Here is a 26,431-nt window from a genome sequence, read left to right on the forward strand (position 1 = left end):
GGGTTATCCAGTGCGGCGAACACCTGCAACCCTTGCTCAACTTGATGCGGGATCGACTGCTGGAAAGTCGCGTCATCCACTGCGACGAAACACGTGTACAGGTGATGAAAGAGCCAGATCGAGAGCCCACCAGCCAATCCTGGATGTGGGTGCAAACCGGCGGGCCGCCGGATCAGCCTGTGATCCTTTTTGACTACTCGACCAGCCGGGCGCAGGAGGTTCCATCGCGCCTGCTCGAAGGTTATCGCGGCTACCTGATGACTGATGATTACGCGGGTTATAACGCCTTGGGCGGGCAATCCGGTGTCGAACGTTTAGGCTGTTGGGCGCATGCGCGACGCAAGTTTGTCGAGGCGCAAAAGGTGCAGCCTAAAGGCAAAACCGGGCGTGCCGATATCGCCCTGAATCTGATCAACAAGCTGTACGGTATCGAGCGAGATTTAAAAGAAGTCGGCGATGAACATCGCCACGAAAGCCGACAGCAAAACAGCCTGCCGGTGTTGGCGCAGTTGCAAACATGGCTGGAGAAAACCCAGCCACAAGTGACGACGCAAAATGCACTGGGTAAAGCCATCAGCTACCTGGCCAGCAACTGGATCAAGTTGGTGCGCTACACCGAAGCCGGTTACTTGCCGATCGACAACAATGCGGCAGAGCGCGCGATCAGGCCCTTCGTTATCGGGCGCAAGAACTGGCTGTTCAGCGACACGCCCAAAGGCGCGATGGCCAGCGCTCAACTTTACAGTTTGGTCGAGACGGCTAAAGCCAACGGCCAAGAGCCCTATGCGTGGCTGCGCCACGCACTTGAGCGCCTGCCACAAGCCTCGAGCGTAGAAGACTTCGAGGCTTTGCTGCCGTGGAACTGCACGCCGCAAATTCCAAGATAGCCATAGATCCCCATCTTTAAAATGTGGGGTTCATGGAGCGCTTACGATTCATTTATCGAAAAGGCCTTACTGCTAATAATTGCTGCAATACTGTCTAGCATAATTGCCCCAGTGATAGTCAAAAGCATTGATAGCTCGCGAGAGGGAAAGGAAGCATTATCTCTCGCCCAAGCAAAGTTATTCAATGAAGCATCTGAAACGGTCTTGAATTGTCAGACCCTGATGCTCGACGTAACGTGGTTTGGAACAGCAGATGCGAAAAATGCAGAAATGCAAAAGAAAGCATTTGAACGCTACTCGGAACGTTCAGTAGACCTACTTTCGAAATGGCGAGCACTAGCAAATCAGTCATACGTTCTAGCATCGGAACAGACATCTACGAGACTCAATACCTTTCTGAATCGTTTTTTTGCGGAACAAGATGCGCCGATGAACCGTCAATGGATTAAGTGTGGTACTGAGTGCGACTGGAGTGAATTGCACAAGACGAACAATGCCATGCTCATTGAAGCAAATGAATTAATTTCAGACTTGGCCAATGAGTTACATCTAACGCGAAATTAAATCTCATGAAATACATCAACATTGTGCGACATACTCCTTGATTCAAGGGATCTTGGGGCGCGCACCAGCCTGCTTTCCTCACCTGCATCCAGCTAGAGCCTCAAAGCGATAAATACACTGATACCTCCGTTACCCCCATCGCTCATCCTCATCCCTCTCTCGCCACATCAGCGTGGCGCCGATGATGGCCGTGGTAAAAGCGGTGCCGTGAGGGTCATCTACACCGCGCAACTCGCTAGCGGAGCATTGGTTGCCCTGCTGATCTACGGTAAAGGCGCTACCGAGAACATACCAGCGCATATCCTGCGCAAAATCGCAAAGGAGATGAATCATGGTCCTGACTGAAAAAGAGCTCTTGGCACGTGATGCCAAGCGCAACCTCGGCGAAGAACTGCTAGCCGCCATCATCGATGTAAAGGCTGGCCGTCATGGTGATGTCCACCCTGTAGAAGTGACCGAGGCCGCTGAAGCACGTAGCAAGACGGGACTGTCACAACCCAAATTTGCCTAACTGCTGGGCGTATCGGTACGAACGCTGCAGGAGTGGGAGCAAGGGCGACGCTCTCCGTCTGGTGCCGCAAGATCATTGCTGCATATCGCAGCACTTCGACCTGATGTTTTTCGGGACGTGCTGGCAGGGTGAGTTAAAAGCGAGCCCTCGAACAACCTGTTATCTGGAAGCGGCATAACATGTTCGGGATTCCAGCAGAGAGCCAGATCAATGAGGTGGTGGCTGAGCCCATAGCTGTGCAGCAGCGAATCATAGCTGGAGAGATTCAGCGTGGGTTCTTTCGCCTTTTCGAGTACGCGAACGATCTCGGAGAATGTCCATTTCTGCTTCAAGGCTTGTCGTTGGGACTTGAGCCATCGAGAACGCAGCTCTGCCTCCTTATCCAGATCCAGGGCTGCACTACCGAAAAGCATGCTGATTCAGCATCAGTGGAATCCCCGGCAACAATCCTTGCCTTCTCGGCATGCTGAATACCCCCGTTCTCATTCAGGAACACCCTGTACTCGAAGACTCTCCGCTCCCGCTCCGGCTGTTCCGCAATGCTCGCGAACAGGTAACGAGTGACGCATTCGAGACCACCAAAAGAAGAAGACGGATTCGTTCAGAGTAACCCTACATAAGCCGCCCCGCCTGAAACGCCCTATTTCCTGATAAACTGTGCCCCACTTAGCCTCATACGCCATTCAAGCCCGCGCCCTGCCCCTTCTGCGCCGGCTGCGCCTAAAGCGACAGACATTCCATGCCCTTGAACGACATTACCCCTTCCCGGTCCGAGCCTTCTCGCCGCTTCTCCGTCGCGCCGATGATGGACTGGACCGACCGCCATTGCCGGTTCTTCCTCCGCCTGCTCTCCAAACACGCCCTGCTCTACACAGAAATGGTCACCACCGGCGCCTTGCTCAACGGCGACCACGACCGTTTCCTGCGCCACAACGAAGCCGAGCACCCGCTCGCCCTGCAACTCGGCGGCAGTGTCCCGGCTGATCTGGCCGCGTGCGCGCGCATGGCCCAGGAACACGGTTACGATGAGGTGAACCTCAATGTCGGCTGCCCAAGCGACCGTGTGCAGAACAATATGATCGGCGCATGCCTAATGGCGCACCCTGCGCTGGTGGCGGATTGCGTGAAGGCGATGCGCGATGCAGTGTCGATTCCGGTGACGGTGAAGCATCGGATCGGGATCAATGGGCGGGACAGTTACGAGGAGTTGTGTGATTTCGTTGGCACGGTTCGGGATGCCGGCTGTACCAGTTTCACGGTGCATGCGCGGATTGCGATTCTGGAGGGGTTGTCGCCGAAGGAGAATCGGGATATTCCGCCGCTGCAATATGACGTGGCGGCGCGGTTGAAGGCGGATTTTCCGGAGTTGGAGATTATTCTCAACGGCGGGATCAAGACGCTGGCGGAGTGTCACGAGCATTTGCAGCGTTTCGATGGGGTGATGCTGGGGCGTGAGGCGTATCACAATCCTTATGTGATGGCTGAAGTGGATCAGCAGTTGTTCGGCAGCACGGCGCCGGTGATTACCCGGGCCGAGGCGTTGGCGCGGTTGCGGCCTTATATCGCCGAGCATCTGGCGACTGGCGGGTCGATGCACCATATCACTCGACATGTATTGGGGCTGGGCACCGGGTTTCCGGGGGCGCGCAAGTTTCGGCAGTTGTTGTCGGTGGATATTCACAAGGCTAAGGAGCCTTTGGTGTTGCTGGATCAGGCTGCAGAGCTGCTCGAAGGCCGCTAACGGTCATTTTGTTTGAACCTGTGCCGCATTTCGGCATCGAATTTAGCGATACCGCGCCCCGCCTTTCAAACACCTGTTTTCAGGTAGTTGCCGCTGGAGCCATCGATACGCATTCGTACCCTTGAGTGGCTGTCAGCGCTCGGGTAATGTCAACAGACCCACAGGACAGAGCACGCTTATGACTTCCAAGCTGGATCAACTCAAGCAGTTCACCACCGTTGTTGCCGATACTGGCGATTTTGAAGCTATCGCTCGGGTCAAACCGGTGGATGCCACCACCAATCCTTCGCTGCTGCTCAAGGCCGCGGCCATTCCAGGTTATGCCGAGTTGCTGAATGCCTGTATCAGCGACTGCAAGGGCGATATCGGTCTGGCCAGTGATCGCTTTGGCGTGGCGGTCGGGCAAGAGATTTTGAAAGTGATTCCGGGGCGTATTTCCACTGAAGTGGATGCGCGCCTGTCGTTCGACACTGACGCGGTATTGAAGCGCGCGCACCGTCTGATCGAGCTGTATGACAAGGCCGGTATTGGCCGTGAGCGCGTGCTGATCAAGGTCGCTTCCACCTGGGAAGGTATCCGCGCTGCCGAGAAACTCGAGCGCGAGGGTATTCAGACCAACCTGACCCTGTTGTTCTCCTTCGCCCAGGCGGTTGCCTGTGCCGATGCCGGGGTGTTCCTGATTTCGCCGTTCGTGGGCCGCATCTACGACTGGTACAAGAAGAGCAGCGGCAACGACTACACCGGTTCCGATGATCCGGGCGTGCAGTCGGTCACTCGCATCTACAACTACTACAAGGCCAATGACTTCAAGACTGTGGTCATGGGTGCCAGTTTCCGCAACCTGAACCAGATCGAGCAGTTGGCCGGCTGTGATCGCCTGACGATCAGCCCGGAGCTGCTGGAGAAACTCGCCGCGGACACTGGCAAGCTTGAGCGCAAGCTGGCCCCAGGTAACGCCGGTGAACCCCGTCAGAGCCTGACCGAGAGCCAGTTCCGCTGGGCTTCCAACGAAGACGCCATGGCCACCGAGAAGCTTGCTGAAGGCATTCGTCAGTTCTCCCGCGACCAGGAAAAACTCGAAGCGCTGCTGCAAGCCAAGCTCTGACCAGCATCAGGCCCATGCAAAAAGGGCGGACCCTCGCGGGTTCGCCCTTTTTTATGCGCTTGATTTATGCGCGAACGCCAGGTGCGATCAGTGACGCTCCAGGGCGTTTACCAGGTCATGGAAGGCTTCGCGGTTGGAGTCGTTCAGACCCATGAGGATCTTGTGCGCTTCGAGCACTTTGATCCGCACCACTTCTTCCGACTGATCCTGGGATGGCAAGTCGGCCAGGCACTCCGGGCACGGAATAGGGTGATCGACGATGTTGAACACCTGATCGAAGCCCATCGACTGTAAAAGCCGGGTGATGTCTTCGTGGGTGGTGACAACCGTCGGCAACAGACCGATCTTCTGCCGCGAAAGGATCGACAGTTTGGCCAGCAAACCCAGGGTCGTGCTGTCTATGCTGCGGGTTTCGGTCAGATCGATCACGATCGCTGTAAAATTCAGCGAAGTGAAGATTTTCTCGATAGTCGCATCCAACGCCGAACACAGGGTCAGGCGTACTTCACCGATGAATTTCAGGACGAAAGTGCCATCCTGCTCGGCGAACTGGATTCTTCCAGTACTCATTAAAGATTCCTGCTCAACACCAACAGGGCGATATCATCCGGCATCTCCCCTAGCGTGGCCAATCCAAATACCTGCCGCAGACCATCCAGGCTGCCGCCCGCCGACCTTACCCGTTCAGGTAAGGCGGCTTCTTTCTCTTTGAGTGTCTGCTCGGGCAAAAGGTCCAGAATGCCATCAGACATCAGCGTCAAACTGAATGTCGGCGGCAATTCCATCACATGATCCTCGTAGGTGGCTTCGTTGAACAAACCCACCGGCAGACCACGCCCTTCCAGATAACGGACACTGGTCGGGGTGTACAAAACAGGCAATGGCAGGTGACCGCCAATGCTATAGGTCAACAAACCTGTCTCCTCGTCGATGACTCCACCGACCATCGTGACATGTTTGCCCAGCTTACAGCTGATCAGGCCCCGGTTGATATGGCCGAGGACTTCCGAAGGCTTGAATTCCGGCAAAGTGCCGTTGCGCTTGGACTCGAACAACAACCGTGTGGTCATGAATTTCAACAGCACGGTGACAAATGCCGATGACGCGCCATGGCCGGAAACGTCTGCCAGATAAAACGCTACCCGACGCTCGTCGACCCGAAAGTAGTCGACGAAATCGCCGGAGAGGTACAAAGACGGAATGATCTGATGCGCGAACTGGAACTCGTTGATCGTCCAGGGGCTGACCGGCAGCATGTTCATCTGCACCTGGCGCCCGGCGTTCTGGTCTTCCTGCAACAGGTTCAGGCTGGCTTCGAGTTCACGGTTGGCGGTTTCCAGCTTCTCGCGGTAGCGCTGGTTCTCCAGCAGCAGACGCGCGCGATCCAGGGCCCGGCGCACCGAGTGCTCGAGCACGGCCAGATCTTCGAGGGGCTTGATCAGGTAGTCCGCCGCGCCGAGACGCAGGGCCTCGACAGCGTCGTTCATGACGCCCGCGCCGGAAACAACGATTACCGGTGTTTGCGGAGCCTGGTCAGTCACCTGACGAATCAGTTCGAGTCCGCCCATCTGTGGCATGCGCAGATCGCAGATCACCAGATCGGGCTTTGCTTGCTCGAATACCTTGAGACCCTGCTGGCCATTGCTGGCCTGAAGGACACTGAATCCGCTGTCTTCCAAATAGGCCGCAAGGCTCGCGCGCACTACTTCGTCGTCGTCGATTATCAGCAGTGTGGCACTGGTTTTCTGCATGTGGGCAAACGGCGCCAGAATTAGGTTGGCGTAGGTGGGCGAGGCTTGGGCCGGGCTCACGCTACTGGATTCGCTTTCTAGCCTCTCTGAGTCGCAGCCTTTCGGAGCTTATTGCCCTGTTCGCGCGTTATCAGAGGTGCCCTTCTAAGGCGCAGACGGTACTCCCATCCGCGGGGCGTTTCAAGCTCATGCCGATGGTCGCCTGAACGTCTTTACATCGCAAATGACCGGGAGTTATAAGAACAGACAAAACCGTAACGCAATCGAAGGATAGAGCCCATGGGTCAAAACGATCGTGACTACAGTGAAAAGCGCGACTTCATCCGTATGCGGGTGGATGCCGAGATCACCCTGATCCATGCCGGCCAGGTGGTGCCAGCGGTCTGCGTGGACCTTTCCAGCAGTGGTATGCAAGTGCAGGCACAGCGTTCGTTCAAGGTGGGCGACAGGCTCAGCGTGCGCATCGAATCCGAACATGCGGCCCTCGCTGGGCTGGAAGCTGAGGCCGAAGTGGTCTGGATCAAGGAGGGCCAGAAACTTGGCCTTACAATCCTGACAATGAATTGATCGCGGACAAAAACGCAGAAGGCGGCCCATTGGCCGCCTTCCTCGTTTACCGGGTCAGGTTTAAAAGTCGTCTTCGACCTGACCGTCCTTGACCTTGAATTCGCGGTTTTGCAGGTAGGCGTTGCGGATGAACACGTATTTGTCACCGCGGATCAGCTTCTCGCTCGACAACAGGCTGGCGCGGGTGTCGATGATATCCAGGCCGAATCCCACATTCCGTGTCGGGATGTGATTGATGTAACGGTAGGGTTCGGTGTAGCTGTCCACGTACTTGGAAGGCGCATCGCGCAGGGTGCTTGGGCCAAGGAATGGCAGCATGACGTACGGACCGCTGCCCATGCCCCAGTAGCCAAGGGTCTGACCAAAGTCTTCGTCGTTGCGGTGCAGGCCCATTTTGGTCCCGACGTCGAAGAAACCAAATAGACCGAAGGTGGTGTTGAACACCAGGCGAGCGGTGTCGACGCCGGCGGCGTGGGGTTTGATCTGCAACACATCGTTCGCCAGGTTGCCAACGTCACCGGCGTTACGGAACATGTTGTGGATGCCGTCTTCAAGGAACTGCGGCGTGATCGCCTGATAGCCTTGCGCCAGGGGTTTCAGCGCATAGGTATCGAGCATGTCGTTGAAGCGGAAAATCGGCCGATTGAGACTTTCCCAAGGATCTTCTTCCGTGGCTGCCTGAGCAACAAACGGAACCAGCATGGCGCCGGCACACACACATAAATGAGCCAGGCGATTGCTCCAGCGCATAGCAGAAACTCCTTGGTTTGTTCTGTCGCGAGGGCCAGGCCCCGGCGGTAAGCGCGCTAGTATAAGACGAATCGGCTCTATTACGCAGCCTTCCACGCGGCGTACTGGAACATTCGCAGTACCGCCCTGCCCCATTCACACCGCTGTCACTCAACCGTCATCAGCGACAGCTAGGCTACGTTGCTATTTCAGGGATGCTGATATGCCGCACGCCGAAGCCGTACCCATAGCCGCTCCAGCCCTGACCGCCGTGCTTTTCGGCCTCAGCGGCTGCCTGGTCGATTTCGGCGCCCGAACGCGCCAGCACAGCCCCGATCAGCCGCCCCACGAGCCCGCCAATGCGACGCCGGGCGCGCTGGACATCTTGCACAGCTTGCACCACCAAGGCGTCCCCTGCGCCTGGCTGGATGAGCTGCCGCAAGGGGTCAGCCATTCCCTCGCAGCATCGCTGCCGGACTGGATCAAACCCACCCACAACGTCGCAACCAGCCGTCAATGGCCGGCGCCAAATGCCTGCTGGCAGGCGCTGATGGCGCTGAATGTCGATCGCCTGGATGGCTGCGTACTGGTCAGCGGCGAACCGCGCCTGCTCCAGGCTGGCCTCAACGCCGGGCTGTGGACCGTCGGCCTGGCCTCCTGCGGCTCGTTGTGCGGGCTGGCGCCCAGCGAATGGCAGGCGTTGAGCCAGCAAGCGCGCGAGCACAAACGCGGCAAGGCGACGCTGCAACTGTTCGGCCTCGGGGTGCATTCAGTGATCGATCACCTGGGTGAACTCGGCACCTGCCTGGCGGATATCAGCCTGCGGCGGCTCAAGGGGGAAAAGCCTTGATTTGATCGAGATCATGCACTTAGCGGTGGAGTGGATTACTCTAAGGTCAGGGTATGGACCTTTAGCCTGCTGCAGCGGTCCATCCCTGTGCCTATCAATAAAGGGAGAACGCCATGCCTGCCCGCGACCTGCAACACCAGCTCAATACCCTGCGCGAGCAATTGGAGCAGAACCCACCGCTTTCGGAAGCAGAACGCGCCGATCTGCAATTACTGATGCAGCAGATCGAACTCGAGATCGAAATCGAGAGAAAAACCCAGGACACCAGCCTGGCCGATGGCGTCAACCTCGCCGTAGAACGCTTCGAAGTCGACCATCCGGCGATTGCCGGTACCTTGCGCAATATCGTGATAGCGCTCGGCAACATGGGAATCTAAGACACCCCGGATGCAAAAGCCCCGCTCTTGGAGCGGGGCTTTTTTGTTTCTGAAGACAAGATCAAAAGATCGCAGCCTGCGGCAGCTCCTACAGGATTTGCGTTTACCCCGGATTGGCGGGTGTACGCGGTCGGCGTAGGAGCTGCCGCAGGCTGCGATCTTTTAGGGGCACCACATTTTTCAGGCCTTACTGGCGAACCAACCTGAGGTTAGGCAATTCCAACGCCTCAGTACTGCGATACGGGTTGATATCCAGACCACCCCGGCGCACATAACGTGCATAGACCGTGAGTTTCTCCGGCTTGAGCAGACGCTGCAGGTCGAGAAAGATCCGCTCCACGCACTGCTCATGGAAGTCCGCGTGCTGACGGAAGCTCACCAGATAAGCCAACAGGCTGGCGTGGTCCAGCGCGGCGCCGCGATATTCCACGGCAACGCTGCCCCAATCCGGCTGGCCGGTCACCGGGCAATTGGATTTGAGCAGATGGCTGTGCACGCTTTCCTCGATCACTCGCGACTCGTCGCAGCGCAGCAGTTCCGGACGCGGCTGCGCATAATCGCTGACGCTGACTTCCAGCTCGTCGATGCACACCCCCGGCAACCCGGCCACACCTTCGGCCTGGACTTCGCTCAGGCTGCGAATTCGCACACCCACCGGCTTGCCGGCCGCAGCCGACAGGTCGGCCTGCAGGGTTGCTTCCAGGCTTTGACGATCGGCGAACGGCGTCTGGTTCAACGAGTTGAGGTACAGCTTGAAGGACTTCGACTCGATGATGTTCGGCGAATCCGCAGGAATGCTGAACTCGCCGATGGCCACCACTGGCTTGCCGGAGGGCAGCAACCAGGACAGCTCGAAGCAGTTCCAGAAGTCCACGCCCTTGTATGGCAGGGTTTCGGCGCTCAAGCCCAGCTCGGCCCATTTCGCCGCGCGCGGGATCGGAAACAGCAGAGACGGGGTGTAGGTAGATATGTATTCACTGGACTTGCCCAGCGGCGAATGTTCGGCTGCGGGATGCATGGCGGGAACCTGACTAAATAAACCCGACAAGTCTATCAGCCTTTGCCCCCGCCTTTGAATGCCAGGCGCTTACTGGCTGATGTTCAGCTTGCCGACCATGCCCGCCTGATAGTGGCCGGGAACGTTGCAGGCGAATTCCAGGTGACCGGCTTTGCTGAAGGTCCAGGTCAATTCGGCGGTTTTCCCCGGCTCCACCAGCACACTGTTGGGGTCGTCATGCTTCATGTTCGACCCATGCTTCATGCCGGCCGTTGCACCGTGGCCCATCGCCGCGTAATCCATGGCGTCCGAGGATTTTGTTGAAGGCTTCATCGCTGTCGGGGTCAGCATGCCGCTCTGCTGCATCTGCAGCATTTCCTCCTGGTGCCTGGCATGCATCAATTTATCGCCCAGGTTGAACTCATGCAGCAGTTGGCCTTTGTTGATCAGCACAAACCGCACCGTCTCACCGGCCTTGATCTCCAGCGACTGAGGGTTGAACGACATCTCGCCCATCACCACCTCGACCGTACGCGTGGCTTTCGCCGCCGGCGCAGGCGCGCCGAAACTGTAGGTCTGCGCTGGCGACGCCCATACCGGAAAGCTCAATACCAGCAGGCAACCGGCAAGCACCAGTCGATTTCGCAAAAACATAGTCACACTCCAGCAAGATAAGGTTCAGCCTGTGGGAAACTCTAACCCCGCGCCGCTGCCAGTCAGCTGACTGCTAGATTACAACTTTGTCAGGTTACGCCGCATCGCGGCCACCCACGGTATAAAGCTCCCGTCCGTTTGCCATGAGTCGCCCATGAAACTGCTGATCGTCGAAGACCAACCGAAAACCGGGCAGTACCTGCGCCAAGGGCTGAGTGAAGCCGGGTTTAACGCCGAGCTGGTGGCCGATGGCACCACCGGCCAGCATCTGGCGCTGACCGGCGATTACGCGCTGTTGATCCTCGACGTGATGTTGCCCGGTCGCGACGGCTGGCAGATTCTGCAGGCTGTGCGCAGCGCCGGCCTGGACATGCCGGTGCTGTTCCTGACCGCCCGCGACGCAGTGGAGGACCGGGTGCATGGCCTTGAGCTGGGGGCCGACGACTATCTGGTCAAACCCTTCGCTTTCTCCGAACTGCTGGCCCGCGTGCGCAGCCTGCTGCGCCGCGGCAGTGCCACCACCCAGGACACCAGCCTGCAATTGGCCGATTTGCGCCTGGACCTGATCCGCCGTCGGGTCGAACGTGGTGGCCAGCGTATCGACCTGACCGCCAAGGAGTTCGCCTTGCTGGAGATGCTCTTGCGCCGTCAGGGCGAGGTGCTGCCCAAGTCGCTGATCGCTTCACAGGTCTGGGACATGAATTTCGACAGCGACACCAATGTCATCGAAGTGGCGATTCGCCGCTTGCGCCTGAAGATCGACGATGACTACCCGAACAAACTGATTCATACCGTGCGCGGCATGGGCTACGTGCTCGAAGAGCGCCCGGCCTGATGCGCCGGCTTTCTTTGAGCAGTCGCCTGGCCCTGTTGTTTGCCGCCTGCACCGCGGTGGTTTCGTTGCTGGCCGGGGTGCTGTTCAGTCGCGCCAGTGAAGGGCATTTCATCGAGCTCGATCAGCAACTGCTCGACGGCAAGCTGATTGCCCTGCGCAGTGCCTTGCAAGGCGTCGATGGCCCGCCCCGGTTCGCCGAACGCAAAGCCCGGTTGCTGGATGAACTGAGTCATTCACCGGACCTGTCGCTGCGGGTCAGTGCCGCAGATGGCAACGTCTGGTTCAGCAGCTCCAGCGCTCTGCCCGCCGATTTGCCATCCGAGCCCGGCTTGCACAGCCTGCAAAGCGACGGCACGGCTTATCGGGTCTACAGCGCCGCGCTGGAGCCGGAGAAACCGGGCTCGCCACGGCTGACCCTGATGCTCGATATCACTCACCACCAACACTTCCTGCAACGCATGCAGCACTTGATCTGGTTGACGGTCGGCTTGTCGGCGCTGGCCACTGCGCTGCTCGGCGCCTGGGCGGCACGCAGCGGTTTGCGTCCGTTGCGGCGCATGAGCGAGGTCGCCGCCAGTGTGTCCGCCAGCTCGCTGACCAAACGCCTGCCGGTGGATCAGATGCCGGACGAACTGGCCGAACTGGCCCATACCTTCAACGCCATGCTCGGGCGGCTGGACGATTCGTTCCAGCGGCTTTCGGCGTTTTCCGCCGACATCGCCCATGAACTGCGCACGCCGCTGTCGAACCTGCTGACCCACACCCAGGTCACCCTCACCCGCCCTCGGCCGCTGGAGGACTATCGCGAAGCGCTGCACAGCAACCTCGAAGAGCTGCAATGGATGGCGCAACTGGTCAACGACATGCTGTATCTGGCCAAGGCCGATCATGGCTTGCTAAACCCCAAACGAGAGCCTTTGCAGCTGGCGGATGAGGTCGATCTGCTGCTGGAGTTTTTCGCTCCGCTGGCGGAGGACGCCCAGGTCAGCCTGAGCCGCGAAGGCAGCGCAAGCTTCGCCGGGGACCGCAGCATGCTGCGGCGCGCCCTCTCCAACCTACTGGACAACGCCCTGCGGTTTACCCCGGCAGGCGGTGAAGTCGGAGTGCGGATTGTCGAGACCGCGCAAGGCCTGAGCCTGAGCATCGAGAACAGCGGTGACGGGATTTCCCAGGCATCGCTACCGCGTTTGTTTGATCGCTTTTACCGGGCTGATCCGGCTCGCCGCGAAGGCAGCAGCGAACATGCGGGATTGGGGCTGGCAATAACCCAGTCGATCATCCGCGCCCATGGTGGGCAGATTCGCTGTGAATCGGGCCAGGGGTGGACCAGGTTTGTGATTGAGTTGCCACAGGTAGATTGATGCCGGCAGTACCAGCCTCTTCGCGAGCAAGCTCGCTCCCACATTGGATCTTCAGTGAACACATAATTTGCGCAGGACTACGATCCACTGTGGCAGATTGAAGTCAGTAGTACCGGCCCTATCGCGAGCAAGCTCGCTCCCACATTAGATCTTCAGTGAACACTTAGTTTGTGTACGACTGAGGACCAGTGTGGGAGCGACGGTGCGGCGATCCGACCTGCTCGCGATCGGTGTTACGGCTTACGAATACCTCAGCGCATCCGCAGGCTGGATCTTCGATGCGCGCCAGGCCGGGTAGACGGTGGCCAGGAAGCTCAGGACAAAACCCGCGCTGCAGATCAGCGCCACATCCGCGCCTTGCAGTTCGGACGGCAGGTTGCTGACGAAGTACACGTCGGAACTGAAGATGTGCTGGCCACTGACCCGCTCCGCCCAACCCACCAGTTCGCTGACATTCAGCGCCGCGATGACCCCGAGGATTCCGCCGATCAATGTGCCGACGACCCCGATCACCGTGCCCTGAACCATGAAGATCGCCATGATCTGCCCGGGTGTCGCGCCGATGGTACGCAGGATCGCGATGTCCGCGCCTTTGTCGTTCACCACCATGATCAAGGTGGCGATGATGTTGAAGGCCGCCACCGCAACGATCATCAGCAACAACAGACCGATCATGGTCTTTTCCATCTTCATCGCGCTGAACAGGCTGCCCTGGGTGTGGGTCCAGTCATCGGCCTTGAAATCGGCGCCCAGGCCGCTGGCGATGTCGCTCGACACCTGCGGCGCGGCATACAGATCCTTCACCGCCAGCCGCACGCTTTGCACCTGATTCGGCTGCCAATGCTGCATTTGCGCGGCGTCGGCGAGGTGGATCAGCGCCATCGAACCGTCCAGCTCGGCACCGACCTTGAACACCCCGACCACATTCAGCCGCTGCATGCGCGGCGTGATGCCGCCGGGGGCGGAGCTGATTTCCGGGACGATCAGGGTCAGTTTGTCGCCGACGTTCAAGCGAAAGCGCCGCGCGGTAATTTCACCCAGCACCACCCCGAACTCACCGGGTTTCAACGCATCCAGGCGACCCTGGACGATATGCTGGGCGACGATCGAGACCTTGCCTTCCTGAGCCGGGTCGATGCCGCTGATCTGGATCGGCTGCATCGAACCCTTATAGGACAGCATGCCCTCCATCTCGGTGAACGGCACTGCGGCGGTCACTTCAGGATTTTTCATCGCGGCGGCGGCCACCGGCTGCCAATCATCGATCGGGTTAACGCCGACGATGGTCGCGTGGGGCACCATGCCGAGGATGCGCGAGCTCATTTCGCGCTGGAAACCGTTCATCACCGAGAGCACCACGATCATCGCCAGCACACCCAGGGCGAGGCCGATCATCGAGGTCATCGAGATAAACGAAACAAAACGATTGCGGCGCTTGGCGCGGGTATAGCGCGTGCCGATAAAGATCGATAACGGTCTGAACATTCGCTGGGGCACCGTATAAAAATAAAAGACCCGACACGCTTTTCAGCCACGCCGGGTTTCGGCCAATCAGATAGGCGTCAGGTAACCTTCCTGCAAGTGCAGGACGCGATCCATCTGGCGGGCCAGGTTCATGTCGTGGGTCACCACCAGGAACGCGGTGCGCATCGAGGTGCTGAGTTCCAGCATCAGATCCTGAATGCCTTGAGCGGTGTGGGAATCGAGGTTGCCGGTCGGCTCATCGAGCATCACCAGCCCCGGATTGTTGACCAGGGCCCGGGCAATTGCCACGCGCTGGCGCTCGCCACCGGACAGTTCCGCCGGCTTATGCTCCAGGCGATGACCCAGCCCTACCCGATCAAGCAATGCCTGGGCACGCTTGCGCGCCTCGGGAATCGCCGTGCGGCCGATCAACAGCGGCATGCAGACGTTTTCCAGGGCAGTGAATTCCGGCAGCAAGTGGTGGAACTGGTAGACGAAACCCAGCGAACGGTTGCGCAGCAAGCCGCGGGCCTTTTCGTTGAGGGCCGAGAGTTCCTCACCGGCCAGCCAGACACTGCCCGAGGACGGAGTATCGAGGCCGCCCAGCAGGTTGAGCAAGGTACTTTTGCCCGAACCGGAAGTGCCGACGATCGCCACGCGCTCACCCGGATGCAACTCCAGTTGCAGGCCAGACAACACCACCACCGACTCAGGACCTTCCTCGTAGGATTTGCCTAGGTCGCGGCAGCTCAAGATTGCTTTTTCACTCATGCCCAACTCACTCATAACGTAACGCCTCCGCGGGCTGGGTGCGCGCGGCACGCCAGGCTGGATACAGGGTGGCGAGGAAACTCAGGACCAACGCGGCGGCGCAGACCATCAACACGTCTTCGGCCATCAGCTGCGACGGCAGGTAGTCGATGAAGTACACGTCAGCGTTAAGGAATTTGTGCCCCAGCAGGCCTTCCAGGCCGGAGATCGCGGCGCTGACATTCAGCGCGGCGAACATCCCGACCACGGCGCCGATCAGCGTACCGACCACGCCGATCACCGTGCCCTGGACCATGAAAATCGCCATGATCTGCCCCGGTGTGGAGCCGAGGGTGCGCAGAATCGCGATGTCGCCCTTCTTGTCATTCACCACCATCACCAGCGTGGAAATGATGTTGAAGGCGGCGACGGCAACGATCAGCAGCAACAGCAGGCCGATCATGGCTTTTTCCATGCGGATGGCCTGATACAGATTGCCGTGGGTGCGGGTCCAGTCACGGGCGTAGAAACGATCTTCGCCGAGCTGCTGGGCAATGCTCCACGCGGTGCGCGGTGCCTGGAACAGGTCGTCGAACTTCAGGCGGATGCCCTGCACCTGATCCGGTTTCCAACGATGCAACTTCGCCAGATCCTGCAGATTAGTGACACCCAGGTAGCCGTCGATTTCACCGGCGCCGACATGGAAGATGCCGACCACGGTAAAGCGTTTCATGCGCGGGAACATCCCGGCCGGAGTCACGGTGACTTCCGGCGCCACAAACGTCAGCTTGTCGCCGATCGCAGCGCCAAGCTTGGCCGCCGCCTTGTCGCCGATGACGATGCCGAAACTGCCGGGCGCCAGGTCGTCGAGTTTGCCCTGCAGCATGAACTTATCAATGATCGACACCTGCCGTTCCAGCGCCGGGTCGATGCCATTGAGCAGCACTTTGGAGACCTTGCCGTTGTTGGTCAGCAGGCCTTGCATCTGGGTGAACGGCGCAACCGCCAGCACCTGCGGGTTCTGCTTGACCTTGGCGGCCAGGCGTTGCCAGTCGCTGACCGGCTCACCGGCTTCGATGGTCGCGTGGGGCACCATGCCCAGCACGCGGGTGCGCATCTCATGATCGAAGCCGTTCATCACCGATAACACGACGATCATCACGACCACGCCGAGGGCGAGTCCGATCATCGAGGTCAGGGAAATGAATGACACAAAATGATTGCGACGCTTTGCACGGGTGTAACGCGTGCCAATAAATACGAAGAGAGGTCTGAACATGTCGGGGCTTGTTCGGAGGGAAAAGGAACGTCCTTGTGGCGGGGGTTGGTAACCAGCTTTACACTCAGACCACCGCTACTACCATGGGTTCGCCATGTCGACATTAGATGAAGAAGATCGCCGCGAATACTACCGTATCGAGGACACGATCGCACTGGATATTCGGCCCCTGTCTGCCCTGGAAGCCACAGGCCAGGAAGTGTTGCAGGATGAGTCGACACTATTCAATCTGCTCAGCGAATTGCACCTGAGCGAATTCGAGTCGCAGCACCTGCTCAGGCAGATCAGCGAACGCGATCGAACCATGGCCACCTACCTGAAGGTGCTGAACAAGCGCATCGACCTGCTTGGCCAGGTTGTCGCCCAGACCGTGCTCGACAAGTTCGAGGAGCCACAGGCCGTGGTGCTGTCCGAAGGCGGCATCGAGTTCGAGCATCACCTCGCCTACCCACCCGACAGCCATCTGGCGATCAAGCTCTTGCTGATGCCGCAAGCCTTGGGCCTGCTGTTGCGGGCCAAGGTCACGAACTGTGAACCGGAGGGCTTCGGCACGTTCAAAATCGGCACTGAGTTCGAGTCGCCGACCGACGCGCAACGCCAGTTGCTGGCCCGTTACATCTTGCAGAAACAGGCGCAGGAGCGACGCCTGGCCCGCGAACAAACCGATTTATCCGGCGATTAACTTTTTTAAGGAAGAACTGTGACCCTTATCTACGGCCACCGCGGCGCCAAAGGCGAAGCACCGGAAAACACCCTGGTTGGTTTTCAGCAATGCCTCAAGCACGGGGTACGTCGCTGCGAGCTGGACCTGCATTTGTCCATGGACGGCGAGTTGATGGTGATCCACGACCCGACGCTCAAGCGCACCACCGACCGTCGCGGCAAGGTGGTCGAGCATTCGGCCGCCGACCTGGCGACCTACGATGCGCGCAACGGCGGGCCGGGCTGGATCAAGCCATGTCCGATTCCGCGTTTGGAGGAGCTGTTCGAGAAGTGTGATTTCGAGCACTGGCAGCTTGAAGTCAAGAGCGCTTCGCGCACTCGCGCGGTCACCACGGTGCTGGCGATTCGCGAAATGGCCCAGCGCTTCGGCTTGCTGGACAAGATCAGCATCACCTCGAGCTCAAGGGAAGTGCTGAAGGCCGCGCTGGATCTGACACCCGATATATCCCGCGGGCTGGTCGCCGAATACGCCTGGCTCGACCCGATCAAGGTCGCGCAAAGCTATGGCTGTGAGATTCTCGCGCTGAACTGGACGCTGTGCACCCCCGAGCGCCTGGAGAAGGCGCAGCGTCAGGGTTTGCATGTGTCGGTATGGACAGTCAACGAACCCGCGCTGATGCGCAGGCTCGCCGACTTCGGCGTAGATAGCCTGATTACAGACTTTCCCGGTTTGGCCAGCGCCACTCTCGAGAATTGCTGAAATCGGTCTCCCCGGCCGGCTCAGGCCACCGGCCGGAGCCGCTCAAAAAAGCCGGTTGAGGCCGTCGTAAGCCGCTACCCGATAGGCTTCGGCCATGGTCGGGTAGTTGAACGTGGTGTTGACGAAGTACTTCAGGGTATTGAGCTCGCCCGGCTGGTTCATGATCGCCTGGCCGATGTGCACGATCTCCGAGGCCTGGTAACCGAAGCAGTGCACGCCGAGGACTTCCAGAGTCTCGCGGTGAAACAGAATCTTCAGCATGCCCTGGGGCTCACCGGCGATCTGCGCGCGCGCCATGCCTTTGAAGAACGCCTTGCCGACTTCGTACGGCACCTTGGCCTGGGTCAGCTCCTGCTCGTTCTTGCCGATCGAGCTGATCTCCGGAATGGTGTAGATGCCGGTTGGCACGTCGTTGACGAAGCGCCAGCTGCCATTGTCGACGATGCTGCCGGCGGCCGAACGCCCTTGGTCATGGGCGGCACTGGCCAGGCTCGGCCAGCCGATCACGTCACCGGCGCCGTAGATGTTCGGCACGCAGGTGCGATAGTTCTCGTCCACCTCGAGCTGACCACGGCTGTTGACCTTGACCCCGATGTTTTCCATGCCCAGCTTGTCGGTGTTGCCGGTACGCCCGTTGCACCAGAGCAAGGCATCGGCCTTGATCTTCTTGCCGGACTTGAGGTGCAGGATCACGCCGTTGTCGAGGCCTTCGACCCGGTCGTATTCCTCGTTGTGCCGCACCGTGATGTTGTTGTTGCTGAAGTGGTAGCTCAGGGCCTGGGAGATCTCGGAGTCGAGGAAGCTCAGCAGCTGGCCGCGGTTATCCACCAGTTCCACCAATACCCCAAGACCACTGAAGATCGAGGCGTACTCGCAACCGATCACGCCGGCGCCATAAACGATGAGTTTACGCGGGGTGTGGCCCAGGCTCAGGATGGTGTCGCTATCGTAGATACGCGGGTGGTGGAAATCGATGTCGGCCGGGCGATACGGGCGCGAACCGGTAGCAATGATGATGTGCTTGGCCACCAGTTTCTCGACCACGCCATTGGCGCAGACCACTTCGATGGTCTGCTCGTCGGCGAAGCTGCCGGTGCCGAAGAACAGGTCAACCCGATTGCGTGCGTAATAACCGGTGCGCGAGGCAACCTGCTTGGAAATCACCTTTTCCGCACTCTTGAGTACGTCAGGAAAAGAGAACCAGCGCGGCTCGCCAATGGCCCGGAACATCGGGTTGGTGTTGAATTGCATGATCTGTCGGACCGAGTGACGCAAGGCCTTGGACGGGATGGTCCCCAGGTGGGTGCAGTTACCGCCGACCTGACGACGGGTATCGACCATCGCCACCTTGCGCCCTGCCTTGACGGCGTTCATCGCCGCACCTTCTCCAGCCGGGCCGGAACCCAGCACCACCACGTCGTAGTTGTAGACAGCCATGCGTACTCCTCAGAACAGGCCGCGGCACCACTCAGGTACCCGCGGCTAAATCATGCCGGCCTGTGCGGCATGAAGGAACAATTTGGGGTCATCAAGAAAACCCGGACACAGTCTATAGAAGCGTCAACGCCGCGCACATTAACCCTTGGTCGCGTCGTAGGCTACTTTTGCCTGCACTACATCGCCAGCACTCGACGCGAACGCGCGCAATCACTTGGTTTTATCCGCGCTCAGCCGTACAAAAGCCTGACTGCTTCGTGTGACGAAACCGCTATCGGTGCGCATCACAAAAAAAGCGCCGACCTGGTGTTTTTCTGCATAATCCCAACCGCGTTCCGGCCCCAGAATCAGCAACAGTGTCGACAAGCCATCAGCCATCAACGCCGACGTATGAATCACTGTCACTGACGCCAGCGCGTGTTCCACCGGCTTGCCAGTGCGGGCATCGAACGTGTGGGAATAACGTCGCCCGTCCTGCTCGAAATATTTACGATAATCGCCGGATGTGGATACGCCGTGACCATCGACCACAATCACCCGCTCGACCACTTGCTGATCGTCACGCGGCTCTTCCAGGGCGATCCGCCAGGGTGAGCCATCGGGCTTTTTACCGAGGGCCTTGAGTTCTCCGGTAACTTCCACCAGATAGCTGTCGATACCGAGTGCCGTCAGCTTCCCGGCGATCTGGTCCACCGCATAACCGGCGGCGATACTGTTGAAGTCGACGTTGACTGGCGCGTCCTTGCACAACCGATCACCCTCGATCCGTAAATGCCCATGCCCGACCCGCTGGCGGACTTCAGCCAGGGCTTCGGCACTCGGAACTTTCTCCTCGCGGGCCTGGGGCCCGAAGCCCCACAGGTTCAGCAGCGGCTCCACGGTCAGATCGAACGAGCCGTCACTTTCAATCGACAGCTGCTCGCCGACCCGCACCAATTGCAGGATCGACGCCGGCATTGGCTGACAACTGTTTGCCGGCAACTCGTTGAAACGCTCGATGTCCGAATCGCTGCGGTAGGTCGACATCTGCTGATCGACCTCGGCGAGGATGTGCTGGACTTGCTGCTGAACCTCGGCCGGCCCGGGAATCCCGGTATAGCGCACGTATTTGATGGAATAGGTGCTGCCCATGGTCGGCCCGCCGAAGCTTTCCAGCGAATCGCCATTGCCACAGCCCGAGAGTGCGCCGATCACCAGGAATAGACTGAGAACCTGCATTGGCCACGTGCGCAAACCTGTCCCTCCAGAAAATTGACTCGCCCTGTAAGCAGGGGTGGCCATTATGCGACAGTTACTCGCCTAAAAGATCGCAGCCTTCGGCAGCTCAGGATTCGTATACACCCGCAAATTAGCGGATGTACTCGGTAGGTGTAGGAGCTGCCGCAGGCTGCGATCTTTTGATCTTGATCTTTTGATTGCCGCACAAACAAAAACGCCCCGACAAGTCGGGGCGTTTTCACGTGCAGCTAAAGCTTAGCGCGGGAACGCTGGCGGGTTTACCCCGGCCATGTCTTCCATCACGCGCACTACCTGGCAGCTGTAACCGAATTCGTTGTCGTACCAGACGTACAGAACAACACGGTTATCGTTGCAGATGGTGGCTTCAGCATCCACCACACCGGCGTGGCGCGAGCCAACGAAGTCGGTGGAAACCACTTCCTGCGAGTTGACGAAGTCGATTTGCTTATGCAGATCGGAGTGCAGCGCCATGTAGCGCAGGTACTCGTTCATCTCTTCGCGGGTGCTGGCTTTCTCAAGGTTGAGGTTGAGAATGGCCATCGACACGTTTGGCGTTGGAACGCGGATCGCGTTACCGGTCAACTTGCCAGCCAGCTCAGGCAGTGCCTTGGCAGCGGCAGTGGCAGCACCGGTCTCGGTGATGACCATGTTCAACGCGGCGCTACGACCACGGCGATCGCCTTTGTGGAAGTTGTCGATCAGGTTCTGGTCGTTGGTGTACGAGTGAACGGTTTCGACGTGACCGTTGATGATGCCGAACTTGTCGTTGACTGCCTTGAGCACCGGCACGATGGCGTTGGTGGTGCAGGAAGCCGCGGACACGATCTTGTCGTCAGCAGTGATTTCGCCGTGGTTGATACCGTGCACGATGTTCTTCAGCTTGCCTTTGCCAGGCGCGGTCAGAACGACGCGGTCGATACCCGGGCAGGACAGATGCTGACCCAGGCCGTCGGCGTCACGCCATACACCGGTGTTGTCCACCAGCAGCGCGTTCTTGATGCCGTACTGGGTGTAATCCACTTCAGTAGGGTTCTTCGCGTAGATCACCTGAATCAGGTTGCCGTTGGCGGTGATGGTGTTGTTGGCTTCATCGATAGTGATGGTGCCATCGAACGGGCCATGCACCGAGTCACGACGCAACAGGCTGGCACGTTTGACCAGATCGTTGTCGGCGCCCTTGCGGACCACGATGGCACGCAGACGCAGACCGTCGCCACCACCGGTTTTTTCGATCAGGATGCGCGCCAGCAGACGGCCGATACGACCGAAGCCGTACAGCACCACGTCAGTGCCGGTGCGTCCGGAGCCATTTTGCTTGCCGACCACATCGGCCAGTTCGTCACGGACGAACTGTTCGGCAGTGCGGTCATTGCCTTCGGTCTTGAATTTGACCGCCAGCTTGCCCAGGTCTACCGAAGCAGCGCCGAGCTTGAGCTCGCTCATCGCTTTGAGCAGAGGAAACGTTTCGTGGACGGACAGTTCACTGTCATCGGACTGGCGATGACGAGCAAAGCGGTGGGCTTTGAGAATCGCAATGACTGAACGATTGATCAGGCTGCGGCCATAGATCGAGCTCACCACGTTGTTGTTGCGGTAGAGCTGACCGATAAGCGGAATCATCGCTTCTGCGAGTGCTTCACGGTCGATCCATTCACCAAGACACTGGTCGGGCTTCTGAGTCACGGGAACCTTCCACATATGTAGGGGCAGAAAAAAGGGGCTACATTATGCCGCCGACTGCCCCGCGGATCAATGCGCGCCTGTCGCGACACGCTTTTCACCCTTTGTTTAGTAGTCTGCAACTGACAGCCGGCACCTTCGCCCGCTACAATCGTCGACTTTGTCGCAACGCTTGGAGCTCAACCTTCCGTGCCCGTTCTGCGTCTACCGCTACTCCCTGCCGCCGCAGGCAAACAGCACTGGGGCAATCTGCCCGGTGCCGCCCTCAGTCTGGCGATTGCCGAGGCTGCCAGCGCTGCAAAGCGCTTCACCCTGCTACTGACCGCCGACAGCCAAAGTGCCGAACGGCTGGAACAGGAGCTGAGTTTCTTCGCCCCGGATTTGCCCGTATTGCACTTCCCGGACTGGGAAACCCTGCCCTACGATCTGTTTTCGCCGCACCAGGACATTATTTCCCAGCGCATCGCCAGCCTTTATCGGTTGCCGGAACTCAGTCATGGCGTTTTGGTAGTGCCGATCACCACGGCCCTACATCGCCTGGCACCGACCAAATTCCTGCTGGGCAGCAGCCTGGTGCTGGACATCGGCCAGAAGCTCGATGTCGACCAGATGCGCACCCGGCTTGAGGCCAGTGGCTACCGCTGTGTCGATACGGTGTACGAGCATGGCGAGTTCGCGGTGCGCGGGGCGCTGATCGACTTGTTCCCGATGGGCAGCAAATTGCCCTACCGCATCGACCTGTTCGATGACGAAATCGAGACCCTGCGCACCTTCGACCCGGAAAACCAGCGCTCCATCGACAAGGTCACCTCGGTGCGACTGCTGCCGGCGCGGGAATTTCCGCTGCAAAAGGATGCGGTCACCCGGTTCAAGGCGCGTTTTCGCGAGCGTTTCGATGTCGACTTCCGCCGCTGCCCGATCTTCCAGGACCTGAGCAGCGGGATTACCCCGGCCGGTATCGAGTACTACCTGCCGCTGTTCTTCGACGAAACCTCGACCCTGTTCGACTACCTGCCCCAGGACACCCAGGTGTTTTCCCTGCCGGGCATCGAACAGGCCGCCGAGAACTTCTGGAACGACGTGCGCAACCGCTATGAAGAGCGCCGCGTCGACCCGTCACGGCCCTTGCTGCCGCCGGCCGAACTGTTCCTGCCGGTGGAAGACTGCTTTGCCCGCCTTAAAAACTGGCCGCGAGTGATCGCCAGCCAGCAGGACGTCGAAACTGGCGTCGGTCGTGAACGCTTCCCGGCCCAGCCATTGCCCAACCTGGCGATCGAAGCCAAGGCCAATGAGCCACTGGCGGCACTCGCCGGCTTCCTTGACGAGTTTCCCGGCCGCGTGCTGTTTACCGCGGAATCCGCCGGACGCCGCGAAGTGCTGCTGGAACTGCTCGAGCGCCTGAAGCTGCGGCCGAAAACCGTCGACAGCTGGCCGGATTTCGTCGCCAGCAAACACCGGCTGGCAATCACCATTGCCCCGCTGGACGAAGGCTTGGTGCTGGATGACCCGTCACTGGCACTGATCGCCGAAAGCCCGCTGTTCGGTCAGCGAGTGATGCAGCGCCGACGTCGGGAAAAGCGCGCCGACGCCAACAATGATGCAGTGATCAAGAACCTCACCGAGCTGCGCGAAGGCGCGCCGGTGGTGCACATCGATCACGGGGTCGGCCGCTACCTCGGCCTGGCCACCCTGGAGATCGACAATCAGGTAGCCGAGTTCCTCACCCTCGCCTATGCCGAGGGCGCCAAGCTCTATGTGCCAGTGGCCAACCTGCACCTGATCGCCCGCTATACCGGCACCGACGATGCCCTGGCCCCGCTGCATCGCCTGGGTTCGGAAACCTGGCAGAAAGCCAAACGCAAAGCCGCCGAGCAGGTGCGCGACGTGGCCGCCGAACTGCTCGACATCTATGCCCGGCGCGCGGCGCGCGAAGGTTATGCCTTCGAAGACCCGAAAGCCGACTACGCGACCTTCAGCGCCGGCTTCCCGTTCGAAGAAACCCCGGACCAGCAAACCACCATCGACGCGGTGCGCGCCGACATGCTCGCGCCCAAGCCGATGGACCGCCTGGTCTGTGGCGACGTTGGCTTCGGCAAGACCGAAGTGGCGATGCGCGCGGCCTTCATCGCCGTGCACGGCGGTCGTCAGGTGGCCATCCTGGTACCCACCACCCTGCTCGCCCAGCAGCATTACAACAGCTTCCGCGATCGCTTCGCCGACTGGCCGGTATCCGTGGAAGTGATGAGCCGCTTCAAGTCGACCAAGGAAATCAACGCCGCGGTCGCCGAACTGGCCGAGGGCAAGATCGACATCGTCATCGGCACCCACAAGCTGCTGCAAGACGATGTGAAAATCAAAAACCTCGGGCTGGTGATCATCGACGAAGAACACCGCTTCGGTGTCCGCCAGAAAGAACAGCTCAAGGCCTTGCGCAGCGAAGTCGACATTCTGACCCTGACCGCCACGCCGATTCCGCGCACGCTGAACATGGCGGTCTCGGGCATGCGCGACCTGTCGATCATCGCCACGCCGCCGGCTCGTCGCCTGTCGGTGCGGACCTTCGTCATGGAGCAGAACAAGAGCACGGTCAAAGAGGCCCTGCTCCGCGAGCTGCTGCGCGGCGGCCAGGTCTATTACCTGCACAACGACGTCAAGACCATCGAGAAATGCGCCGCCGACCTCGCCGAACTGGTGCCGGAAGCACGGATTGGCATCGGCCACGGGCAGATGCGCGAGCGTGAACTCGAACAAGTGATGAGCGACTTCTATCACAAGCGCTTCAACGTGCTGATCGCCTCGACCATCATCGAGACCGGGATCGACGTGCCGAGCGCCAACACCATCATCATCGAGCGCGCCGACAAGTTCGGCCTGGCGCAATTGCACCAGCTGCGCGGCCGGGTCGGTCGCAGTCACCACCAGGCCTACGCCTACCTGCTGACTCCGCCACGCCAGCAAATCACCCCGGACGCGGAAAAGCGCCTGGAAGCCATCGCCAACACCCAGGACCTCGGCGCGGGCTTCGTGCTTGCCACCAACGACCTGGAGATCCGCGGTGCCGGTGAATTACTGGGTGACGGTCAAAGCGGGCAGATTCAGGCGGTTGGCTTTACTCTGTACATGGAGATGCTCGAGCGCGCGGTAAAAGCCATTCGCAAGGGCGAGCAGCCGAACCTCGACCAACCGTTGGGCGGTGGTCCGGAGATCAACCTGCGGCTGCCGGCATTGATTCCCGAAGACTATCTGCCGGACGTGCACGCTCGGCTGATCCTCTACAAACGCATTGCCTCGGCCACCGACGAGGAAGGCCTGAAAGACCTGCAGGTGGAGATGATCGACCGCTTCGGCCTGTTGCCGGAGCCGACCAAGAACCTGGTGCGCCTGACCCTGCTGAAACTGCAGGCCGAACTGCTCGGCATCAAGAAAGTCGACGGCGGCCCGCAAGGCGGTCGCATCGAATTCGAGGCGCAAACCCCGGTCGATCCACTGGTGCTGATCAAGCTGATCCAGGGCCAGCCCAATCGCTACAAGTTCGAGGGCGCCACGATGTTCAAATTCATGGTACCCATGGAACGCCCGGAAGAGCGTTTCAATACATTGGAGGCGCTGTTTGAGCGCCTCCTTCCGAAAACTGCTTGAAGGACGCCGCATGCGCCTGTTTCGCTCTCTGACCCTGCTACTGGCACTGGTCGCACCCACGGCATTTGCCGACAGCCTGTATCAGGTTGAAATGATCCTGGTCCGGCAGAACGCCGTGCCGGCGATCGTCAGCGATAAAATCGTCGCACCGGAAGACTGGGCCGCCGGCGCCCAGCGCATCCCGGCACAGGACGAACGCACACCGAGCCTCGGCGGCGAGGTGGAAAAACTCACCGCCAGCAACGACTACACCGTTCTACTGCACAAGGCCTGGCAACAGAACCTGGGCGAAGAGCCGAGCAAAGTCGCGGTCAGCGACGGCCAGGAACAATTCGGCCAGTTTCCGATCGAGGGCACCCTCAACCTGAAACTGGGACGTTTTACCGACGTCGATGCGGAGTTCTGGGTCAATCAGATCGACAGCAATGGCCTGGTCACTGCCAGCGAGCGCATGAGCCAGTCCAGCCATACCAAGAATGGCCAGCTGAACTTCCTCGACAACGGCCACCTCGGCCTGCTGATCAAGATCACCTCGCTGACAGCCCCCGCGCCTGCGCCAATCCCCGATGAAATACCGGACTGATTGAAGTC

At 59.6% G+C, this 26,431-nt stretch carries 24 protein-coding genes and 1 pseudogene; 14 read left to right on the top strand and 11 right to left on the bottom strand.

The window, feature by feature from the left end; translation table 11 throughout:
- From tnpC to tal, 5 genes and pseudogenes are all read left to right on the top strand, one after another.
- The coding region (gene tnpC / locus F8N85_RS17105; RefSeq protein ID WP_150804734.1) for an IS66 family transposase at positions 1-887 on the top strand (887 nt) is incomplete at its 5' end.
- Between the two features lie 21 nt (positions 888-908).
- The gene (locus tag F8N85_RS17110) at positions 909-1,451 is read left to right on the top strand and encodes a hypothetical protein (RefSeq protein WP_150804735.1); all 543 of its coding nucleotides are present in this window, start codon (positions 909-911) and stop codon (positions 1,449-1,451) included.
- Positions 1,452-1,782: 331 nt separating this feature from the next.
- Positions 1,783-2,094: pseudogene (locus F8N85_RS17115) on the top strand (helix-turn-helix domain-containing protein).
- 607 nt (positions 2,095-2,701) lie between these two features.
- Positions 2,702-3,703 carry a tRNA dihydrouridine(20/20a) synthase DusA gene (dusA, locus tag F8N85_RS17120; protein WP_150804736.1) on the top strand — a complete coding sequence of 334 codons (1,002 nt, stop codon included), beginning with the start codon at positions 2,702-2,704 and terminating at the stop codon, positions 3,701-3,703.
- 178 nt (positions 3,704-3,881) lie between these two features.
- Positions 3,882-4,808: a transaldolase gene (gene tal, locus F8N85_RS17125; protein WP_150804737.1), complete on the top strand. Its 927-nt coding sequence runs from the start codon at positions 3,882-3,884 to the stop codon at positions 4,806-4,808.
- Positions 4,809-4,895: 87 nt separating this feature from the next.
- Here the strand turns inward: tal and rssC are convergent, their stop codons facing one another.
- Positions 4,896-5,378: an anti-sigma factor antagonist RssC gene (rssC, locus tag F8N85_RS17130; RefSeq protein ID WP_150804738.1), complete on the bottom strand. Its 483-nt coding sequence runs from the start codon at positions 5,376-5,378 to the stop codon at positions 4,896-4,898.
- Positions 5,378-6,559, bottom strand: coding sequence for a two-component system response regulator RssB (gene rssB / locus F8N85_RS17135; protein ID WP_150804739.1), 1,182 nt, complete (start codon positions 6,557-6,559; stop codon positions 5,378-5,380). The genes rssC and rssB overlap by 1 nt, the downstream gene beginning before the upstream one ends.
- A gap of 279 nt (positions 6,560-6,838) precedes the next feature.
- Between rssB and F8N85_RS17140 the strand changes: the two genes are divergently transcribed.
- Positions 6,839-7,126 carry a PilZ domain-containing protein gene (locus F8N85_RS17140; RefSeq protein ID WP_150804740.1) on the top strand — a complete coding sequence of 96 codons (288 nt, stop codon included), beginning with the start codon at positions 6,839-6,841 and terminating at the stop codon, positions 7,124-7,126.
- 60 nt (positions 7,127-7,186) lie between these two features.
- On the opposite strand, the gene F8N85_RS17145 is transcribed toward F8N85_RS17140, so the two are convergent.
- Positions 7,187-7,876 carry a VacJ family lipoprotein gene (locus F8N85_RS17145; RefSeq protein ID WP_150804741.1) on the bottom strand — a complete coding sequence of 230 codons (690 nt, stop codon included), beginning with the start codon at positions 7,874-7,876 and terminating at the stop codon, positions 7,187-7,189.
- A gap of 202 nt (positions 7,877-8,078) precedes the next feature.
- On the opposite strand from F8N85_RS17145, the gene F8N85_RS17150 reads away from it, so the two are divergent.
- Together F8N85_RS17150 and F8N85_RS17155 are read left to right on the top strand one after the other, a co-directional pair.
- Positions 8,079-8,705, top strand: a complete 627-nt coding sequence (locus tag F8N85_RS17150; protein ID WP_150804742.1) for an HAD family phosphatase — start codon at positions 8,079-8,081, stop codon at positions 8,703-8,705.
- Positions 8,706-8,818: 113 nt separating this feature from the next.
- Positions 8,819-9,082, top strand: a complete 264-nt coding sequence (locus tag F8N85_RS17155; protein ID WP_150804743.1) for a DUF4404 family protein — start codon at positions 8,819-8,821, stop codon at positions 9,080-9,082.
- A 187-nt stretch (positions 9,083-9,269) separates the two neighbouring features.
- Here the strand turns inward: F8N85_RS17155 and queF are convergent, their stop codons facing one another.
- Positions 9,270-10,100 carry an NADPH-dependent 7-cyano-7-deazaguanine reductase QueF gene (gene queF / locus F8N85_RS17160; protein ID WP_150804744.1) on the bottom strand — a complete coding sequence of 277 codons (831 nt, stop codon included), beginning with the start codon at positions 10,098-10,100 and terminating at the stop codon, positions 9,270-9,272.
- 69 nt (positions 10,101-10,169) lie between these two features.
- Positions 10,170-10,733 carry a plastocyanin/azurin family copper-binding protein gene (locus tag F8N85_RS17165; RefSeq protein ID WP_150804745.1) on the bottom strand — a complete coding sequence of 188 codons (564 nt, stop codon included), beginning with the start codon at positions 10,731-10,733 and terminating at the stop codon, positions 10,170-10,172.
- 154 nt (positions 10,734-10,887) lie between these two features.
- Here F8N85_RS17165 and F8N85_RS17170 point away from each other — a divergent pair, with 154 nt between their 5' ends.
- Both F8N85_RS17170 and F8N85_RS17175 read left to right on the top strand, forming a co-directional pair.
- On the top strand, positions 10,888-11,568 hold the full coding sequence (locus F8N85_RS17170; RefSeq protein ID WP_150804746.1) for a heavy metal response regulator transcription factor: 681 nt from the start codon (positions 10,888-10,890) through the stop codon (positions 11,566-11,568).
- The gene (locus tag F8N85_RS17175) at positions 11,568-12,929 is read left to right on the top strand and encodes a heavy metal sensor histidine kinase (RefSeq protein ID WP_150804747.1); all 1,362 of its coding nucleotides are present in this window, start codon (positions 11,568-11,570) and stop codon (positions 12,927-12,929) included. The genes F8N85_RS17170 and F8N85_RS17175 overlap by 1 nt, the downstream gene beginning before the upstream one ends.
- Before the next feature lie 240 nt (positions 12,930-13,169).
- Here F8N85_RS17175 and F8N85_RS17180 read toward each other — a convergent pair whose 3' ends face one another.
- From F8N85_RS17180 to F8N85_RS17190, 3 genes are all read right to left on the bottom strand, one after another.
- Entirely contained in the window at positions 13,170-14,414 is a 1,245-nt protein-coding gene (locus tag F8N85_RS17180) for a lipoprotein-releasing ABC transporter permease subunit (protein WP_150804748.1), read from the bottom strand.
- A gap of 66 nt (positions 14,415-14,480) precedes the next feature.
- Entirely contained in the window at positions 14,481-15,164 is a 684-nt protein-coding gene (lolD, locus tag F8N85_RS17185) for a lipoprotein-releasing ABC transporter ATP-binding protein LolD (RefSeq protein ID WP_191636198.1), read from the bottom strand.
- A gap of 7 nt (positions 15,165-15,171) precedes the next feature.
- Positions 15,172-16,422: a lipoprotein-releasing ABC transporter permease subunit gene (locus F8N85_RS17190; protein WP_150804750.1), complete on the bottom strand. Its 1,251-nt coding sequence runs from the start codon at positions 16,420-16,422 to the stop codon at positions 15,172-15,174.
- A 94-nt stretch (positions 16,423-16,516) separates the two neighbouring features.
- Between F8N85_RS17190 and F8N85_RS17195 the strand changes: the two genes are divergently transcribed.
- Together F8N85_RS17195 and F8N85_RS17200 are read left to right on the top strand one after the other, a co-directional pair.
- Positions 16,517-17,104, top strand: coding sequence for a PilZ domain-containing protein (locus F8N85_RS17195; protein ID WP_150804751.1), 588 nt, complete (start codon positions 16,517-16,519; stop codon positions 17,102-17,104).
- Between the two features lie 18 nt (positions 17,105-17,122).
- Positions 17,123-17,845 carry a glycerophosphodiester phosphodiesterase gene (locus tag F8N85_RS17200; RefSeq protein WP_150804752.1) on the top strand — a complete coding sequence of 241 codons (723 nt, stop codon included), beginning with the start codon at positions 17,123-17,125 and terminating at the stop codon, positions 17,843-17,845.
- A gap of 42 nt (positions 17,846-17,887) precedes the next feature.
- Here F8N85_RS17200 and sthA read toward each other — a convergent pair whose 3' ends face one another.
- From sthA to F8N85_RS17215, 3 genes are all read right to left on the bottom strand, one after another.
- Positions 17,888-19,282, bottom strand: a complete 1,395-nt coding sequence (sthA, locus tag F8N85_RS17205; protein ID WP_150804753.1) for a Si-specific NAD(P)(+) transhydrogenase — start codon at positions 19,280-19,282, stop codon at positions 17,888-17,890.
- 210 nt (positions 19,283-19,492) lie between these two features.
- Positions 19,493-20,500: an FAD:protein FMN transferase gene (locus F8N85_RS17210; protein WP_150804855.1), complete on the bottom strand. Its 1,008-nt coding sequence runs from the start codon at positions 20,498-20,500 to the stop codon at positions 19,493-19,495.
- 255 nt (positions 20,501-20,755) lie between these two features.
- Positions 20,756-22,219, bottom strand: a complete 1,464-nt coding sequence (locus F8N85_RS17215; RefSeq protein WP_150804754.1) for a glyceraldehyde-3-phosphate dehydrogenase — start codon at positions 22,217-22,219, stop codon at positions 20,756-20,758.
- A gap of 171 nt (positions 22,220-22,390) precedes the next feature.
- Here F8N85_RS17215 and mfd point away from each other — a divergent pair, with 171 nt between their 5' ends.
- Complete coding sequence (gene mfd, locus F8N85_RS17220) at positions 22,391-25,840, top strand: transcription-repair coupling factor (RefSeq protein WP_150804755.1); 3,450 nt, start codon at positions 22,391-22,393, stop codon at positions 25,838-25,840.
- A 10-nt stretch (positions 25,841-25,850) separates the two neighbouring features.
- Complete coding sequence (locus F8N85_RS17225) at positions 25,851-26,423, top strand: CsiV family protein (RefSeq protein ID WP_150804756.1); 573 nt, start codon at positions 25,851-25,853, stop codon at positions 26,421-26,423.
- Positions 26,424-26,431 lie beyond the last annotated feature (8 nt).

The organism is Pseudomonas fluorescens (assembly GCF_902497875.1).
Taxonomy (GTDB): Bacteria; Pseudomonadota; Gammaproteobacteria; order Pseudomonadales; family Pseudomonadaceae; genus Aquipseudomonas; species Aquipseudomonas fluorescens_BR.